Genomic DNA, 16,972 nt, shown 5'->3' on the forward strand with positions numbered 1-16,972 from the left:
CGGGCGCGTTCGCCCAGCGGGGAGTCTTCGGGGGGGTCGGGGTGGGCGGGGGTCGGGAGGGGCCTTGGCGGGGGTCAGGAGAGGGTGAGCGTGAGGATCGCGTCGTACTCGCCGGCCGCCGTCGCGGCCGGGACGTTCAGCGACAGGTCCGCGCCCGCCTCGTAGGTGCCGCCGACGGGTCCCGCGGTGCTGTCGGCGGTGGAGCACAGCAGCGCCCCGCCCTCGCCGAGCGCGCCGGGACTCCCGGTGATCACCGGCGTGGAGCCCGCCTGCGCGCCGCAGCGCGGGGTCCAGCTGAGGTTCCCCGCGGCGATGACCGCGCCCGCCTGGCCGGTGAAGTCGGTGAGGGTGCCGACGAGGGTCCAGCCGGTGGACGCGCCGCGCGCGTCGGCGATGGTGACGGCGCGCAGCGCGCCGGTGGCGGTCTTGTTGGTGCCGTCGAGGGTGACCGGGGTGAGGACGACCTCACCCTGCTCCTTGGCGAGCGTGAGCGGGCCGCCGGTGACGGTCACCGTGACGTCCTGGGTGGTGCACTTGTCGGCTTCCTGGCCCTCGCAGGGGTCGACGGGCGCGACCTCGGTCTTCACCTGGATGGTGACGAGCTTGGCGGTGCGGTCGCGGATGACCTTCAGCTTGTAGGTCCCGTCGGCGGTCCCTGCCTTGACTGTGGCGGAGCCGAGGAGGTCGCCCGCGTCGTCGATGGACGCGGTGACGTCGTCGAGGTTCTCGCCGGAGCACGCCTTGCCCGCCGCGTCGCACAGGTGGATCGCGACGGGGCCCTTCTTCCAGCCCGAGCCCTTGAGCGTGATCGGGGTGCCGGGCGCGACGGTGACGGGGTCGGCCAGCAGGGTCACCGGGGCGCTCTCGCCGCGTACCTTCAGCTGGTAGATGACCGCCGCTTTCCCCTTGGGCGTGCAGTTGATGTCGACGCTGATGCCGAAGGACGTCGCGGTGATGACGAGCTTGCCGGGCCGGAACTTGACCGTGCCGCCCGTCGACAGGGGCACGTCGGCGGACAGTTCGCCGATCGGGAGCTTCTCGCCCTTGGGGACGGGTCCCTTGCGCTGACCGCCGGTCATGTCGTACGACCCGGTCTGCGAACCCGAGGCGAGGAGTTTCACCGAGGTGCTCCACGACTCGATGTCCAGGGGCGCGACGGCTGGCAGAGGAGAGAAGTCGGCCTCTATCCTTGCGGTGTCGCCCACCCCGGCAGGGGACGGCGGTCCGCTCGCCTTGATCTCCGCGGCGTACGTGAACGTCTTGTTGAAGATCTTGCACTGGTAGGTCACAGTGCCGTCCGTCGCGAGGGCCGACCCGCCGGGCGCGGCCGCCGCGACCGTGCTTGCCGCGACCGCGGTAGTCCCGGCCATGACGGCCCGCAGCGCGGCCTGTCTCTTCCTCACGGCAATGGGCTCCGATGTTTCGCTAGGGGAAACGAAGTTTCGCAAGTGCGCCTAGCGAACCGCCAGCAAGGGACCGGTGTCAAGGCCGGGGACGAAGGCGAAACGCAAACGTTTCATTCAACGAATCGCCGTTTCCCATTCGCGGGACATCCGGCTACCGTCCCACGACATGCGCACCGTCGTTCGCCTGGTCGCGGAGCTCTGTGTCACCGCCGGCCTCATCCTCGCCCTCCTCGTCGCGCACCTCCTGTGGGGCACCGACGACTACACGCGCAGGGCCCAGAAGGGCCTCAACGACGACCTCGACGCGCTGTGGCGCAAACAGACGACCGTCGCCTCCGCCCAGCAGCCAGGCAAGCCGCGCCTAGTCGAGGCCGCGCCCGACCGGGGCGACGCGTTCGCCGTCCTGCGCATCCCGCGCTTCGAGGGCTGGCGTTACGCGGCGGTCGAGGGCGTCACCAACGCCGACCTCGCCAAGGGGCCTGGCCACTACCCGGGCACCCCGATGCCGGGGCAGAAGGGGAACAGCGTCTTCTCCGGCCACCGGACCACGTACGGGGCCCCGTTCAACAAGCTCGGCGAGCTCGTGCCCGGCGACCAGATCCTCATCGACACCGCGACGCGGACCTACGTGTACCGGATGACGTCGTCAAAGATCGTGCTGCCGACCGACATGTCGGTGCTCGCCCCGGTTCCCGGCAAGCCGGGGGCCAAGGCCACCAAGGCGTATCTCACGCTGACGACCTGCCACCCGAAGTTCTCGGCGGCCTACCGGCTCATCATCTTCGCCGAGCTCGCCCGCACCGAATCCCGCGCGTCAGCCTGACGCCGAGCCGCACAGCGCGGTTTCCCCTGGCGAAACCCCCGGGGAGACGCCGCACACCTTTCCCAACGTGTTCCCCACCGTGTAACGTCGTTTCCATTCGCGACCCCGGGGTGGTTTCCCGGCGTCCACCCGCCCCGCGAGAAGGAGCCGACTGACAGTGCTGTGGAACGATCTGGCCGGCGCCACGGTCCTCGACCTGGCCCAGCCGATGCAGACGGGGATGCCGCAGTCCCCGAACCATCCCCCGTTCCGCATGCTGCTGGAACGCCGCCACGGCGACATGGTGCGGGCCGACGGCGGCTCGGCGTCGAACGAGATCATCATCACCGGCGGGCACGTCGGCACGCACGTCGACGCGCTCGCCCACGTCTCCCAGGACGGCCTCGTGCACGGCGGCTCCCCCGCCGTCGCCGACCACCGGGGCTTCGCCGAAGGCGGCATCGACTCCTTCACCCCCTATGTCGGCAGGGGCGTCCTGCTCGACGTCGCCGCCGTCCACGGCGTCCCGGTGCTGCCCGCGGGCTACGAGATCACCGTGGACGACCTGGAACGCGCCGCATCTGGGCTCACCATCAACCCCGGCGACGTGGTGCTCATCGGCACCGGCTGGTCGCGGCATTGGCACGAGCCCGAGAAGTTCATCGGCGCGCGCGACGGCGTCCCCGGACCCGGCGCGGCGGCGGGCAAGTGGCTCGCCGGGCTCGGCGTGCGCGCCGCAGGAGGCGAGACCATCGCGTTCGAGCACCTCGCCCCCGGCAAGGGCCACGCGCTCCTGCCGGTCCACCGCATCCTGCTTGTCGAGTCGGGCATCAACATCATCGAGACGATGCGCCTGCTCCCCCTCCTCGAGTCCGGCGCGCGCGAGTTCCTTCTCGTCCTGAACCCGCTGCCGATCGTCGGCGCGACCGGCGCCCCCGTCCGCCCCCTCGCGGTCCTCCCCGCGACCGCCGCGGAGAACGCGGGGGTTTCCCGATGAGTGACGCGCCGAAGACGCAGGTCCAGGCCCTCGCGGAGTTCGCGGCGGCCTGCCGGGACGAGGGCATCCCCGCCGCCGTCGCCAAGGACGTTTCCGAACGCATCCTTGACGTGGCGGGCAACTGCCTCGCCGGACGCGCGGAGGAAACGTCAGAGACCGACCCGGGAAACGCCGTCCTCAGGACCGTTTCCACGTGGGGGTCCGGCGGGGCCGCCGAGGTGCTGGGCACCGACGTGGTGCTGCCCGCGCCGAACGCGGCGCTGGTGAACGGCACCTACGCGCACGCGCTCGACTTCGACGACACCCATCTGCCCTCGGTGCTGCACCCGAGCGCGTCGGTGGTGCCCGCCGCCCTGGCCGTTGCGCAGGAGGTCGGCGCGAGCGGCCGCGACCTGCTCGCCGCCGTCGCCGCGGGCATCGAGGTGTGCAACCGGCTCGGCATGGCCTCCTATGACAAGGGCCTGCGGAACTCGACGTTCTTCGAGCGCGGCCAGCACGCCACGTCCATCTGCGGCACGCTCGGCGCGGCCACCGCCGCCGCCCTCCTTTACGGCCTTGACGCCGGGGGCGTCGCCGACGCCGTCGGCATCGCCGCGAGCATGGGCTCGGGCGTCCTCGAGGCCAACCGGACCGGCGGCACGGTCAAGCGCGTGCACTGCGGATGGGCGGCCCACGGGGGCGTCGCCGCCGCGGCGTTCGCCGCGCACGGCGTCACCGGCCCGCCGACCGTCATCGAGGGCAGGTTCGGGTTCTTCCAGGCGTGGCTGAGCGGCGTCTACGACGCGTCGGCCCTGCTCGACGGCCTGGGCGAGCGCTGGGAGACCACCCGCACGGTCTACAAGCCGTATCCGACGAACCACTTCACCCACCCGGCGATCGACTGCGCGATCGCGCTGCGCGAGCAGGGCCTCGACCCCGCCGACGTCGTCGCGATCGAGGCGGGCTTCCCCGCGCCGACGCTGCGGACCGTCGCCGAACCCCCCGAGGACAAGGCGCGGCCGCGCTCGGCCTACCACGCGAAGTTCTCCGGCCCGTTCACCGTCGCGACCGCGCTGCTCGGCGGCGGCGGCCTAGGCGTCTACCTTGACGACTTCGCCGACGGCGCGCACCAGGACCCGGCCCGCCTCGACCTCGCGGCCAAGGTGACCTGCTTCGCCGACGAGCGGGCCAGCGAGATCTTCCCCAACGCCTTCGCCGCGGTCGTCCGGGTCACCACCCGCGGCGGCTCGGTGCTCGAGCACCGCGTCGACTCCTCGCGCGGCGGCCCCGGCCACCCGCTGCCCGCCGCGGACCTGCGCGCGAAGTTCCTGCTCAACGCCGCCCGCGCGGTAGGCGAACCCGCCGCCGAGGCCCTCGCCGCGGCGGTCACCGGGCTCGGCGACGCGCCGCGCGTCGGCCCCCTCACCTCCGGAGACTGACCATGGGACCACATCCGTACGGCTGGTGGATCGTCCTGCACATCGTGCTGTTCGTGTTCTGGCTCGGCGGCGACCTCGGCGTGTACTACTCGAGCCGGTTCGTCCTGAAACCCGATCTCGCGCCCGCGTCCCGGGCGACGGCGCTGAACATCATGAGCGGGCTCGACCTCGGGCCGAAGATCACGCTCGTGCTGTTCCTGCCGTCGGGCGTCACGCTGATGGCGATGGACCCGCACGGCGCGAACATCGGCGGCCACGACATCTTCGCCTGGCCCCTTGTCGTGCTGACGTGGCTGTTCGCGTTCGGCTGGCTCGCCGCGACGATCGTGGACCACAGGACGCACGGCAGGTTCCCGTGGGTGCGCAAGACCGACTGGACGATCCGGATCACGCTGATCACCGCGCTGTTCGGCATGGCCGCGTACACGTTCTTCGCGGCCGAGCCGTTCGGCGTCACCACCGAGCCGAAGTGGCTCGCGGGCAAGGTGTTCTTCTACGCCCTGGCGATCGCGTGCGGCCTCGGCATCAGGATCGCGCTGCGGCCGTTCGGCCCCGCGTTCGCCTCGCTCATGCAGCACGGAAGCACCCCGGAGACCGAGTCGGCGCTGAAGCGCTCGATCGACGGCTGTGTGCCCTATGTGTTCGGCATCTGGGCAAGTGTCCTCATCGCTGCGGTGCTCGGCGTGCTCAAGCCGGGCGCCAACCTCTGACCGGTGCGCGCGGGCGGCGCGGCGGCGCGGGTGTCCCCGCCCGCCGCGCGAAAGCACGGCGGGCGCTCAGCGCTCGGGGAAGCCGAGTTGGGCCGACACCCGGGACGCCGCCGCGATGAGCAGGGGCGCGTACTCCTTCATGTGGCTCTTGAACCGCGTCGCGGGCCCGGAGACGCTGAGGACGGCCAGGACGCGTCCGTCGTGGTCGAACACGGGGGCGGCGATCGAGCCGGCGCCCTCCTGGCGTTCGCCCAGCGAGGTCGCGTAGCCGCGCCTGCGGATGTTGGCGAGTTCCGCGCGCAGGTACTCCTCGCTGACGATCGTCTTGTCGGTGAGCGCGTTCAGGGGGTGGCGGGCGAGATAGCCGGAGACCTCGGCCTCGTCCAGGAACGCCAGGAACGCCTTGGAGGAGCTGCCCGCGTGCAGCGGGTAGGGGATGCCGAGGCTGACCTCCATCCGCAGCTCCTGGTTGGGCACCGCCTGATCGACGTACATGCGGGTGTCGCCGCGGCGCACCGACAGCGTCGCGGTCTCGCCGGTCTGGCGCGACAGCAGCCGCAGTTCCGGGCCGACCATCGCGCGCAGGTCCATCCTTGCCATGTAGGCGCGGCCGAGCGAGATCGCGGCGTGGCCGAGCGCGTAGCGGCGGGTCACCGGGTCGACGGTGATGAGCTCCTTGCTGCGCAGCGCGGTGAGGATGCGGTGCACCGCGGCCTTGGTCAGGCCGAGCTCGGTCGCGATCTCCGTCACCCCCAGATCGGGCCGGGTACTGCGGCCGAACAGCAGCAGCACGTCCATCGCCCGCTCCACGGCGGCGATGGAGCGGCTCTGGCCCTCCGGCTCGTCGCCGGTCTTCGACGCGGTCCTCGGCACGGTTCAGCTCCTCCTCAGATGATCCGACGGAGGCAGTGTAGGACAGAACGTTTCCTTATGGGAAACGTCACGGGAAACGCGTTGACACCGACTCGCGGGCGTTGTTACCTTCTGCGGGACAGTGTTTCCATAAGCGAAACGAGGGGGGCTCAGGTGGCGGTCGACGCCGAGACCTTCAGATCCGTGCTCGGCCAGTGGCCCACCGGCGTGGTCCTGGTGACGACCACGGCAGGTGAGACCTGGCACGGCATGACCGCGAGCTCGTTCTCCAGCGTGAGCCTCGATCCGCCGCTCGTCCTCGTGTGCCTGGACAAGCGGCTGTACAGCCATCGGCTCATCTCCGAGAGCGGACTGTTCGGCATCAGCATCCTCGGCCGCGACCAGGCGGACCTCGGGCAGGCTTTCGCCGGACGCGCCGCGCCCGCCGAACGGTTCGCGGGCGGCGACTGGGCCACCGCGGTCACCGGCGCGCCCGTGCTCGGCAACGCGCTCGGCTGGCTCGACTGCCGGGTCGTACACGCCTACCCGGGGGGCGATCACACGATCTTCGTCGGCGAAGTCCTCGCCGCCGACACGCCGCGGGCCACCAGCCCGCTGCTGTTCCACTCGCGTTCCTGGGGCCAGCTCGCCGACCCGCTGCCCGCCGAGATCGGCCTCGCCGACACCGGCCTGGCCGCCGCGCTCGAGCGGCGCGGGCTGCCGTCGGCCAAGCTGCTGCGCCGGGTCCGCGAAGCGGGTCTGCGCACGCGGGTCGGCGCGGCCGATCCCGACGCGGCGGCGGCGTCCGCGCTGGTCGACGCCCTCGACGTCCCCGACGCGCTGCCCGACACCGGGACCGTCGAGTTCCTGTACCGGGACGCCGACGGCGCGGGCAGGCTCGTCACCGCCGCGCGCGCCAAGGGCGCCCAGGCCGTCGGCCGGATTCCCGACGCGTTCGCGCGGGACCGCCGCGACGCCTCCATCGGGGCGGTCGCCGATCTCGTCGCCGCGGGCTGCGACGAGATCGCCCTTGACGAGGGCGACGAGCCCGCGTCCCCGCTGAACCTGCGCGAGCTGCTGCGCGACGCCGTCTCCGTCGCCGGGGACGTGCCGGTGCGGGTGCGGCTCGCCGAACACGCCGGGCTCGGCCTGGCCAACGCGCTCACCGCCATGAAGAGCGGTGTGCGCCACTTCGACGTCACCCTCGGGGGGCTCGACGACGGCCTGTGCGCCGTCGACGTGCTCTTCCTCGCGACCCGGTTGGACGTGGCAAGCGCCGCCGACCGGGACGCCCTGGTCGCGGCAGCGGCCGACCTGGAGACGGCGTGCGGGTCTCCCCTGCCCGGCCGTACCTATCGACTCGGAAGGACCTCCTTATGACACTCATCGCCGAAAGGCTGCTCACCACCCTCACCGACGCCGAGAGGGCGCGGATGGAGAAGGTCGAGAGCGTCCTTCCCGCGCTGCGCGAGGCGGCGGCCAAGGCCGACGAGCTCGGCGAGTTCCCGATCGGCCACGTCGCGCTGATGCGCGAGGCGGGCATCCTCGGCCTGATCGTGCCCGAGGAGTTCGGCGGGCTCGGCGGCGGCCTGCGCGACCTCGCGGGGGCGACCTTCACGCTCGGCTCGGCGTGCCCGTCGACGGCGCTCGCCTACTTCTTCCACAACACGAGCGCGTCGCGCGGCCTGCTGCCGCTCGAGGCGATCGAGGCCGGGCTGTTCTCCGAGGAGGAGAACCCGGTGGTCGAGGCGTTCGCCAAGCGCGTCCTCACCTCGATGGCGGGCGGCACGTGGCTGGCGAACTTCGCCAGCGAGGAGGTCAAGAGCTCGAGCGCCAACATCGCCATCGCGACGAGCGCGGAGCCGGTCGAGGGCGGCTGGAAGCTGAACGGCGTCAAGTCCTTCGGCTGCGCGACCGGCGTCGCCGACGTCTACCTGGTGACGGCCAAGGTCGCCGGCACGACCGACGCGGGCGGCCTTTCGCTGTTCCTGGTCAAGCGCGAGTCGCCGGGCGTCGCGTCGCGCGACAAGTGGAACGGCCTCGGCATGCGCGCCTCGGCCAACGACGGCATCACCCTCACCGACGTGTTCGTCCCGGCCGAGGACGCGTTGACCGTCCCCGGCTCGTTCGTGAAGATGCTCCAGATGAGCCGCGGCAGCTTCGTCGGCAACCAGCTGGCCATCATGGCGACCTACCTTGGCGCGGCCCAGGGCGTCTACGACCACGCGCTCGAGCGGCTGACCACCAAGCGGTTCGCCGACAGCGGCAAGTCCATCGCCAGCTCCCCCATGCACCAGGTGATCATCGGCGACATGACCGAGCGCCTGGAGACCGCCTACCACTGGCTGCGCCGCCAGCTCGAACTCGAGACTTCCGAGCCGCCGCTGCTGCCCAAGTCCGACGTGTACCGTCAGTGGCGCATGGCCAAGGGGAGCATCTCCGAGGCGTGCTTCGACGTCGTCGTCGGCGCGTTCAAGGCGTGCGGCACGTCCGCCGCCACCATGGACGGGGTCATCGGCCGCGGCCTGCGCGACCTGGCGATGGCGCTGGTCATGACGTTCCCGCCCGAGCGGGGCAGGCTGGAGGCGGCTTCGATGATCACCGACGACCGGGAGAACGAGCTTTTCGCGAGCGTGAACTCGTGACCGTCACGCCCGCGCCGCTGCGCGACCTCGTCGCCGGGCGGTGGCGGGACGCCGAGGTAGAACTCGCCCTGGTCCGCGAGAACCCGCTGACCGGTGAAGCCCTCGGGCCCGCCCTCGCCACCTCCGCCGCGCGCGTCGAGGAGGCGCTTGCCGCCGCCGACGCCGTCCAGGACGCCTGGGCCGCGACCTCGCCGGAGGCGCGCGCGACCGCCCTTGAGGCCGTCGCCGCAGCCCTTGCGCCGCGCGTCGCCGAGATCGCCGCGCTCGAGTCGTTCGCGACGGGGGTGCCGATCCGGCAGACCCTCCCGCTCGGCATGATCATCACCGGGTCGTTCCTGCTGGCCGCCGGGCAGCTGCGCGAAGGCTGGCTGACCCGCAAGCTCCAGCGTGAGGACGGCCGCGAGACCGAGGTGCTGCTTCTCCCGTGGGGTCCTGCCCTGTGCCTCACCCCGTGGAACGCGCCCGCGCCGATGGGCGCGCACAAGGTCGCCAACGCGCTCGCCGCGGGCTGCCCCGCGATCCTCAAGGCAAGCGAGTACGTGCCCTACGGCAGCCAGCTCATGGCCGAGGTCATCGACGCCGCGCTGCGTGAGGCGGGCGTCCCGGACGGGGTGTTCCAGTTCGTCCAGGGCGACGCGTCGGTGGGCGGCAAGCTCACGCTCGACGCGCGGGTCCGCGCGGTGTCGTTCACCGGAGGGGCCAAGGGCGGCGCGGCCGTCGCCGCCGCGTGCGGGGCGGGGGTGAAGCCGGTCCAGCTCGAACTCGGCGGCAACAACCCCCTCGTCATCCTGCCGGGCACCGACATCGAGGTCGCCGCGCGCGCCGCCGTCGACCTGCTCACCACGCTGAACGGCCAGTGGTGCCGCGCGCTGGGCCGCCTCATCGTCCCGGCCGACGACCACGACGCGATCGTGTCCGCCGTCCTCGACAGGCTCGCCACGCTCAAGCCGGGAGACCCGCTTGACGAGTCCACCGACTACGGACCCCTCGTCCACTCCGCGCACCGCGCGCTTGTGCAGGCGCAACGGGCCGCGCTGGGCGGGACCGTCCACACCGCGCTCAAGGTGGCCGAGGAAGGCAACTTCCTGTCTCCGTCGCTCGTGACGGGGGTGCCTCCCGAGCAGGCCGTCGAGGAGATCTTCGGGCCCGTCGCGACGGTCCACGCCTACGGGACCGTCGAGGAGGCCCTGGCGCTCGCCAACGGCACCGCCTACGGACTCGAGGCTTATGTGTTCGGGCCCGACGAGGACGCGGCGCTTGCCGTCGCGCGGCGGGTCAGGGCCGGCGAGGTCAAGGTGAACGGGTCGAGCATCATGAGCCTCCACCTGTTCGCGCCGCGTCCCGCCTGGGGCCGGTCCGGCCTCGGCGAGGAGGGCACCGCCGAGACCCTGCGGTTCTTCACCAACCCCCGCGTCGTCGGGACCGAGGGCGGCTTCGCGCTGCACTCGCGGGAGGCGTGATGCGCGTCGTCATCGCCGGGGCCGGGCCCGTCGGGCTCACCGCGGCCGTCGGGCTCGCCCGGCGCGGGTTCGCCGTCACCGTCCTCGAAGCGGGGTCGGGGCTCGCGGCCGAGTCGCGCGCCTCGACCTACCACCCGCCGACGCTGGAGATGCTCGCCGAACTCGGCGCGCTCGACCGGCTGATGGAACGCGGCCTCGTGTCGCACACGTTCCAGTACCGGGAGCGGCGCGGCGGCGTCGTCGCGGAACTCGACATGCGGCTGCTCGCGGGCGACACCCCGTACCCGTACCGGGTGCAGTGCGAGCAGAGCAAGCTGACCCCGATCCTGCTCGACATGCTGCGGGCCGAGGGCGGCGACGTCGTCTTCGACGCGCCCGTCGTGGACGTCGTCCAGGACGCCGGAACCGCCACCGCCATCACCGCCGACGGGACCCGGTACACCGGCGACTGGCTGATCGGTGCCGACGGGGCGAGCTCGCGGGTGCGCAAGGCGCTGAACGTGCAGTTCGAGGGGATCACCTACCCCGAACGGTTCCTCGTCGCCTCCACCGAGGAGGACCTTGAGGCGCTGATCCACGGTATCGCCGCGGTGAACTACGTGTTCGACCCCGAGGAATGGCTCGTCCTGCTGCGCACGCCCGACCACTGGCGTGTGCTGTTCCCGACGCCCGAGGACACCCCCGACGAGGTCGAGCTGGCCAGGCTGCCCGAGCGGCTGCGCGGGGTCGTCGACGTCGAGTGGAAGGTCGCGCACTCGACCCTGTACCGGGTGCACCAGCGGGTCGCGGCCGACTTCAGGACCGGGCGGGTCGTGCTCGTCGGCGACGCCGCGCACGTCAACAACCCGCTCGGCGGGATGGGCCTGAACAGCGGAATTCATGACGCTGTAGCCGTCACCGCCGCGCTCGGGGATCTCGACGCGCTCGACGCGGCGTGCGCCAGGCGCAGGGAAGTCGCCGAGTCCTACGTACAGAAGATCACGCACTCCAACTGGGAGCAGCTGCGCGATCCGGACAGCCACAAGGCCGGGCTGCGCGAGCTGGCGGGCGACCCCGTGCGCGCGCGGGCGCATCTGCTGCGGACCTCGATGATCGCGTCGCTGCGGACGGTGGACGTGTGAGCGGGACGGTCATCGCGGTCGACAACCCCGGACGGATCGGCGAGGTCGTCGGGGAGGTCAAGACCGCCTCGCCCGACGACGTCGCCGCCGCCGTCGCCCGGGCCGACGCCGCCCAGCGCCAGTTCGCCGCGCTCCCGGTCGCCGACCGGGTCGCGGTGCTGGAGCGGGTCGCGGGCAGCCTCGAGGACGATGAAGCCCTCGCCGAGCTGCTGGCCAGGGAGAGCGGCAAGCCGCTCGGCGACTGCCGGGGCGAGATCCGCTTCGCCGGCGTCTACCTGCGGTGGGTCGCCTCCCGGGCGGCCGAGGTGCTCGCCGACGCGCACACCGACGACCCGTCCGGGCGGCTGCTGCTGCGGCGGCGGCCGTTCGGGGTGGTCGGCGCGATCACGCCGTGGAACGCGCCGGTCATCCTCACCATGCTCAAGGTCGGCCCGGCGCTCGCGGCGGGGAACACGATCGTGGTGAAGCCGTCGCCGCTCGCGCCGCTGGCGATCGCGCGCATCCTCGCGCGGTTCCCCGACGGGCTCGTCACCGTCGTGCACGGCGAGGTCGAGACCGGCACGGCGCTGGTCACCCATCCGCTGGTGCGCAAGGTCGCGTTCACCGGCGGCGAGGCCGCGGGCCGTGCGATCGGGGCGCTCGCCGGACAGGCGATCACCCCGGCCGTGCTGGAACTCGGCGGCAACGACCCGGCGGTGTTCCTCGATGACGCCGACCTTTCGGACGCGGCGATGGACCGGCTCGTCATGGGCTCGTTCCAGAGCGCGGGCCAGGTCTGCATGGCGGCCAAGCGGCTGTACGTGCCCGAGGCGAGGTACGCGGAGTTCCGCGACGCCTATGTCGCGGCGGCGGCCAGGGTCGTCGTGCTGGGCGACGCGCTCGATCCGGAGACCACGGTCGGACCCGTCATCAGCGCCGCGGCGGCCTCGCGGCTGCGGGCCCTTGCGGCGCTCGGCTCGCCGGTGCCGCTCGGGCGGGTCGCGGTGGACGTGGCACGCGGGCACTATGTGCGGCCGACGCTGCTCACCGGGCTTGACGACGCCTCGCCCGTCGTCGCGGAGGAACAGTTCGGGCCCGTCGTGCCCGTGCTGACCTACCGGGACGAAGAGGACGTCCTGGCCAGGGCCAACGCGGGCGAACTGGGCCTCGGCGCGTCGGTGTGGTCGGCCGACGAGGAGCGGGCGTTCGCGTTCGCGCGCCGGTTCGAGGCCGGGTTCACCTTCGTCAACACGCACGGCAGGACCGGCATGGCGCTGCGCGCGCCCTTCGGCGGCGTCAAGCGCTCGGGCTTCGGCCGCGAGTACGGCGACGAGGGCATCGCCGAATACACCCAGACCTGTGCCATCCATCTCCCCGCCGCGTTCCGCGCGGGCGGCGCGGGCATGGGCGCGGCCGCCTACCCCGTCTAGAAGCCTGATCGAGCACGGCCCGGCGTCTGCGGCCTCATCGCGGACGCCGGGCCGTTTCCGTCAGGCGCGGGTCAGGGTGACGGGCAGGCGGGCGAAGCCGCGCAGGGCGAGGCCCGCCGAGCGGACGGGCTCCCCGGCCGGCTCCAGGGACGGGTACGCGGCGCTGTAGAGCCGCTCAAGGACCACCTGGGCCTCCACCCTCGCCAGGTGCGCCCCGAGACAGAAGTGGACCCCCGAGGCGAACGACAGGTGCACGGGCGCGTTCCTCGTGACGTCGAGCTCGTCGGGCCGCTCGGCGATCGCCGGGTCGTGGTTGGCGGCCCCGATGACCGTCACGACGACCTGGCCGGGCAGCATCCGCGCCCCGGCGAACTCCGTCTCCTCGAGGACCGCGCGCAGGTCGATCTGGACGGGCGAGTCGAACCTGAGGAACTCGTCGACCGCCGACGGCACGAGCCCGGGGTCCGCCCGCAAGGCGGCCTCCTGGTCCGGCCGGGAGAACAGCGCGTGGACGGCGTTGCCCAGCAGGTTCGTCGTGGTGACGAACCCCGCGGTGAACAGCAGCAGCGCCGTCGAGATCATCTCGTCCCGCGTGAGCCTGACGTCCTCGGGCGCGGTCGCCAGCCGGGACAGCAGGTCGTCGCCCGGACGCGCGCTCTTGTCCTCGAGGAGCTCCCCGAAGTAGTCGCCCAGCTCCTCGCGCGCCTTCATCGCGGCCCGGAACCCGTCCATCCCCTCGTCGGGCTCCATCAGCGACATCATCCGCCGCACCTGCGCGGTGAACGTCCCACGGTTCTCCTCGGGCACCCCCAGCAGATCGGAGATGACGTTGACGGGCAGCGGCAACGCCAGCCCCTCAAGAAAGTCCGCCCCGGGCCTGCCCGCGAGCTCGGCGAGGAGCTCGTCCGCACGCCGCGCGATCTGCGGCCGCAACTCCTCGACATGCCTTGTCGTGAACGCGTTGCTGACGGCCCTGCGCAACCGCGTGTGCTCCGGCGGATTCGTGATCAGCATGGTCCGCCCATACCGCTCCCGCGCCTTGCGCACCTCCTCCCCCACCTCGGCGGCCATCGCGAACCCCAGCTGCTCGTCCCCCTTCCCGAACCCCCGATGCCGCAACGCCGCATCACACTCGGCATACCGCGACAACACCAACGCCCCATCCGAAGACCTGAGCACCGGCGCACTCTCCCGCAACCGCCGATAAGCCGAATACGGATCATCCGGCGGCGCCATGAAAACACCCTTGTACAACTCATCCGCGACCGGATCGACAACCGGCCCCACCTGCATCGTCATAACCCAAGCGTCAGTTCCCCCTCACCCACAGTCAACTAAGAAACCCCCCCACTCCCCCCAAGCTCCCGCGCGGGCGGGTCAACGCTCACTAGGCTCCGATCATGGGCGAAAAGGTGAAATATCCGTTCCGGGGTTGGCGGACCACGGTGCTCGAGGTTCCCAGGTATCCCAACGCGGCGACCATCATCGAGTTGCGCAGCGGCTTCCTCGGATACGTGCGGACCACAGGAATCGTGGACACCGCCGAGCGTTACCAGCGCGGCAACATCATCGGATTCTTCCACTCGGGGACCGCACGCTATGTGGTCGATCCCGAATACACCCACGTCGAAGTCGAGGCCAGCGTGCGCTCGGGCTCGAGCCCGGCCCGTTGGAGGGCCAGATTCCTGCCGAGCGGCGAGCTCAAGGAACTGACCGGCCCGGTCAGCGGCGAACAGGCCGACGTGGTCGTCTACCGGGGCGATCCGATGACCGCGACCTTGGAACTGCACGAGAAGAACAAGTCCTGCTGGGTGAACCAGCGCGGGTTCGACGGAAGGTGGACGGCCCAATTGCTGGAGACCGCAGCCCCTTTTCGCGGGAGCATCGAGATCCCCGGACCCGGCCTCCTTGAGATCGAAAGCCGTGGGCCCTGGTCGCTCACCCCACGCTCCCCCAGCTGAGCTCACCTCGTCGGGGCCCCGACCCTCGGTGAAGGTGCGAAGGCCGCCGCGGCACCCCACCGCGGCGGCCTTCGGCGTGAGCGGGCCCGCTCGGGCGGGCGGGCCCGTGGTCGGGGGGTCAGAAGTCGACGGTGGCGCGGGCGGCCAGGCGGGGGCGGAGCCACTGGGCGACGTCGAGGTGGGCGGGGTGGTCCTGGTAGCCCTTGAGGGCGTCGAGGTCGGCGTGCTCGGTGAGGAGGACGAGGTCCCAGGAGACGGCGGCGCGCACGACGTCGAGGCCGACGGTGAGTTTCTGGATGTGGGGGACGGCGGGTACTAGACCCTCCAGCAGCTCCTTCGCCTTGGGGGCGTCGGCGGGGTCGGTGAACTTCATCAGGACGACATGGGTCAGCACGGCGGCTCTCCGCTCTCCGGAATCTCTTCCCATCGGGTGGGACTGATTGTATGTTTTGGAAACAGCGTTTCGCTAGAGGAACCAGGAGGGTCCAAGTTGCCGGTCAAGTTGCGGGTCGCAGCAGTCCAGTTCGCCGCCGGCGAGGACGTCGAGGCCAACCTCGCGGCCTGCGTGCGCATGATCGACGCCGCCGCCGCCGAGGGCGCGGAACTCATCGTGCTACCTGAGTTTTGCAACCATTTGTCCTGGTATGAAAGCCGAGTTACGGCGCACCGTAAAGCCTGCACGCTCGACGGGCCCTTCCTCCGGGCGATCGCCGAGCGCGCCGCGCGGCACGGCGCGTACGTCAAGCTCAACGTGACCCTGGCCCGCGAGGGCGGCAGGACCACCGCGACGAGCCTGCTCTACGGCCCGGACGGGGCGCTGCTCGGCCAGTCCGACAAGCTCACGCTCATGGGCGCGGAAGGCGACCACCTCGACCCCGGCCAGGAGCCCGGGCCGATCATCGACACCGCAGTAGGCAGGATCGGCCTGTACGCGTGCATGGAGGGCGTCACCGCCGACGTCACCCGCGACCTGTCCGTCCGGGGCGCGCAGGTGCTGCTCAACAGCCTGAACTCGTTCGCCGTGGACGAGGCCAGCCTCCACATCCCCGTACGGGCCGCAGAGAACAAGGTGTGGGTGATCGCCGCCAACAAGGTCGGCTCCCTGCTCCCCGAGGAGCACCTTCCGGCGATCGCCGAGCGCCTCGGCGTCCCGCAGGAGTGGCTGCACGGCGCGGGCGAGAGCCAGATCGTCTCCCCAGACGGAACGGTGGTGGCCAAGGCCCCGCGCACCGGCGAGGCCGTCGCGGTCGCCGACATCGAGGTCGCCGCCGCCGATCTGAAGGTGCGCGCCGACGGCGTCGACGTCCTGGCCCGCCGCCGTCCCGAGCTGTACGGGCCGATCGCGTCCGCGCCGGTCGAGCGGACCGCGCCCGCCGGGGCCGAGGCCGTCAAGGTCGCCGTCGTCGCCTCCGCCGACCCCGCCTCCGGCGCCGCCGAGGCCGCGGCGGCCGGTGCCGAGCTGATCGTGCTCCCCGAACTGGCGTTCGGCGAGGCCGAGCGGGCCGAGGTCGTCGCGGAGCTCGGCAAGGCCCTTGCCGGGACCTCCGCCCACGCCGTCACCAGCGCGCGCGACGGCGACGCCCACATCGGCCTCGTGGTCTCCGCCGAAGGCGAGGCGGGGGCCCAGGTCAAGCTGCACGCCAGCCCCGCGACGCCCTGGGCGACCCGGCTCGGCGACGCCGTCGAGGTCATCACGCTGCCGTTCGGGCGGCTCGCGGTGGTCGTCGGCGATGACGCGGTGACCGTCGAGACGTTCCGGCTCGCCGCGATCGCCGACGCCGACGTGGTCGCCGTCCCGCGCAGCGCGGGCGAGCCCTGGGAGACCGAACTCGGCCTGCCCGAGCGCGCGGCCGAGAACCGGGTCAACGTCGTCGCCGCATGGTCCGAGGGCGGCCAGATCCTCGACCTGCCCGCCGACTTCACCCTCTGGACGGCCTGGGAAGGCCCGTTCACCGGACGCATCAGCCACCCGATCGTCGCCGACGCAGGCCCCGGCGTCACTTACGGTGTCGTGCACCCGGCGCAGGCCGTCAACAGGTTCGTCTCCAAGAACACCGACCTGGTCGGCGGACGCGCCTGGCGCGCCCTGTCCGGCCTGATCGCGACGCGTTCCTGACCGGCCGCCCGGCCCGACGGAAACCGCACCGTAACAGCGTGAGCGTTGACAGCTCACCCCTGCGGACCAAGAATG

At 72.0% G+C, this 16,972-nt stretch carries 15 protein-coding genes; 11 read left to right on the top strand and 4 right to left on the bottom strand.

The window, feature by feature from the left end; all coding sequences use genetic code 11:
* Window positions 1–74: 74 nt before the first annotated feature.
* Window positions 75–1,403: a hypothetical protein gene (locus R9X44_RS31565; RefSeq protein WP_319818004.1), complete on the bottom strand. Its 1,329-nt coding sequence runs from the start codon at window positions 1,401–1,403 to the stop codon at window positions 75–77.
* Between the two features lie 169 nt (window positions 1,404–1,572).
* Here R9X44_RS31565 and R9X44_RS31570 point away from each other — a divergent pair, with 169 nt between their 5' ends.
* The 4 genes from R9X44_RS31570 to R9X44_RS31585 all read left to right on the top strand — a co-directional run bounded on the left by R9X44_RS31570 (window position 1,573) and on the right by R9X44_RS31585 (window position 5,333).
* A complete protein-coding gene (locus R9X44_RS31570; protein WP_319818005.1) occupies window positions 1,573–2,229 on the top strand; it encodes a class E sortase in 657 nt (218 codons plus the stop codon).
* A gap of 157 nt (window positions 2,230–2,386) precedes the next feature.
* Entirely contained in the window at window positions 2,387–3,205 is an 819-nt protein-coding gene (locus R9X44_RS31575; RefSeq protein WP_319818006.1) for a cyclase family protein, read from the top strand.
* Window positions 3,202–4,623 carry an MmgE/PrpD family protein gene (locus R9X44_RS31580; protein WP_319818007.1) on the top strand — a complete coding sequence of 474 codons (1,422 nt, stop codon included), beginning with the start codon at window positions 3,202–3,204 and terminating at the stop codon, window positions 4,621–4,623. Before R9X44_RS31575 ends, R9X44_RS31580 begins: the two co-directional genes overlap by 4 nt.
* A gap of 2 nt (window positions 4,624–4,625) precedes the next feature.
* Window positions 4,626–5,333, top strand: coding sequence for a hypothetical protein (locus tag R9X44_RS31585; protein ID WP_319818008.1), 708 nt, complete (start codon window positions 4,626–4,628; stop codon window positions 5,331–5,333).
* A 66-nt stretch (window positions 5,334–5,399) separates the two neighbouring features.
* Here the strand turns inward: R9X44_RS31585 and R9X44_RS31590 are convergent, their stop codons facing one another.
* The gene (locus tag R9X44_RS31590; protein WP_319818009.1) at window positions 5,400–6,206 is read right to left on the bottom strand and encodes an IclR family transcriptional regulator; all 807 of its coding nucleotides are present in this window, start codon (window positions 6,204–6,206) and stop codon (window positions 5,400–5,402) included.
* Window positions 6,207–6,359: 153 nt separating this feature from the next.
* On the opposite strand from R9X44_RS31590, the gene R9X44_RS31595 reads away from it, so the two are divergent.
* Genes R9X44_RS31595 through R9X44_RS31615 form a run of 5 tightly spaced genes read left to right on the top strand, consistent with a single transcriptional unit; the run spans window position 6,360 to window position 12,820 of the window.
* Window positions 6,360–7,565 (top strand): flavin reductase, encoded by a 1,206-nt coding sequence (locus tag R9X44_RS31595; protein ID WP_319818010.1) that lies wholly within the window; start codon window positions 6,360–6,362, stop codon window positions 7,563–7,565.
* Window positions 7,562–8,830: an acyl-CoA dehydrogenase family protein gene (locus R9X44_RS31600; protein WP_319818011.1), complete on the top strand. Its 1,269-nt coding sequence runs from the start codon at window positions 7,562–7,564 to the stop codon at window positions 8,828–8,830. Before R9X44_RS31595 ends, R9X44_RS31600 begins: the two co-directional genes overlap by 4 nt.
* Entirely contained in the window at window positions 8,827–10,290 is a 1,464-nt protein-coding gene (locus tag R9X44_RS31605) for an aldehyde dehydrogenase family protein (RefSeq protein ID WP_319818012.1), read from the top strand. The genes R9X44_RS31600 and R9X44_RS31605 overlap by 4 nt, the downstream gene beginning before the upstream one ends.
* A complete protein-coding gene (locus R9X44_RS31610; protein ID WP_319818013.1) occupies window positions 10,290–11,411 on the top strand; it encodes an NAD(P)/FAD-dependent oxidoreductase in 1,122 nt (373 codons plus the stop codon). Before R9X44_RS31605 ends, R9X44_RS31610 begins: the two co-directional genes overlap by 1 nt.
* The gene (locus tag R9X44_RS31615; protein WP_319818014.1) at window positions 11,408–12,820 is read left to right on the top strand and encodes an aldehyde dehydrogenase family protein; all 1,413 of its coding nucleotides are present in this window, start codon (window positions 11,408–11,410) and stop codon (window positions 12,818–12,820) included. Before R9X44_RS31610 ends, R9X44_RS31615 begins: the two co-directional genes overlap by 4 nt.
* 60 nt (window positions 12,821–12,880) lie before the next feature.
* Here R9X44_RS31615 and R9X44_RS31620 read toward each other — a convergent pair whose 3' ends face one another.
* Window positions 12,881–13,939: a cytochrome P450 gene (locus R9X44_RS31620; protein WP_319818015.1), complete on the bottom strand. Its 1,059-nt coding sequence runs from the start codon at window positions 13,937–13,939 to the stop codon at window positions 12,881–12,883.
* A gap of 281 nt (window positions 13,940–14,220) precedes the next feature.
* Between R9X44_RS31620 and R9X44_RS31625 the strand changes: the two genes are divergently transcribed.
* Window positions 14,221–14,781, top strand: a complete 561-nt coding sequence (locus R9X44_RS31625; protein ID WP_319818016.1) for a hypothetical protein — start codon at window positions 14,221–14,223, stop codon at window positions 14,779–14,781.
* 118 nt (window positions 14,782–14,899) lie between these two features.
* Here R9X44_RS31625 and R9X44_RS31630 read toward each other — a convergent pair whose 3' ends face one another.
* A complete protein-coding gene (locus R9X44_RS31630) occupies window positions 14,900–15,175 on the bottom strand; it encodes a Dabb family protein (RefSeq protein WP_319818017.1) in 276 nt (91 codons plus the stop codon).
* Window positions 15,176–15,271: 96 nt separating this feature from the next.
* Between R9X44_RS31630 and R9X44_RS31635 the strand changes: the two genes are divergently transcribed.
* Window positions 15,272–16,897, top strand: a complete 1,626-nt coding sequence (locus R9X44_RS31635; RefSeq protein WP_319818018.1) for a nitrilase-related carbon-nitrogen hydrolase — start codon at window positions 15,272–15,274, stop codon at window positions 16,895–16,897.
* Window positions 16,898–16,972: the final 75 nt, after the last annotated feature.

Origin of the sequence: Actinocorallia sp. A-T 12471, from assembly GCF_033875155.1 — a bacterium.
Taxonomy (GTDB): domain Bacteria; phylum Actinomycetota; class Actinomycetes; order Streptosporangiales; family Streptosporangiaceae; genus Actinocorallia.

Coding starts and splice junctions, on each gene's coding strand:
- R9X44_RS31570 (WP_319818005.1), top strand. CDS start 1,573: ATGCGCACCGTCGTTCGCCTGGTCGCGGAGCTCTGTGTCACCGCCGGC.
- R9X44_RS31610 (WP_319818013.1), top strand. CDS start 10,290: ATGCGCGTCGTCATCGCCGGGGCCGGGCCCGTCGGGCTCACCGCGGCC.
- R9X44_RS31585 (WP_319818008.1), top strand. CDS start 4,626: ATGGGACCACATCCGTACGGCTGGTGGATCGTCCTGCACATCGTGCTG.
- R9X44_RS31580 (WP_319818007.1), top strand. CDS start 3,202: ATGAGTGACGCGCCGAAGACGCAGGTCCAGGCCCTCGCGGAGTTCGCG.
- R9X44_RS31625 (WP_319818016.1), top strand. CDS start 14,221: ATGGGCGAAAAGGTGAAATATCCGTTCCGGGGTTGGCGGACCACGGTG.
- R9X44_RS31600 (WP_319818011.1), top strand. CDS start 7,562: ATGACACTCATCGCCGAAAGGCTGCTCACCACCCTCACCGACGCCGAG.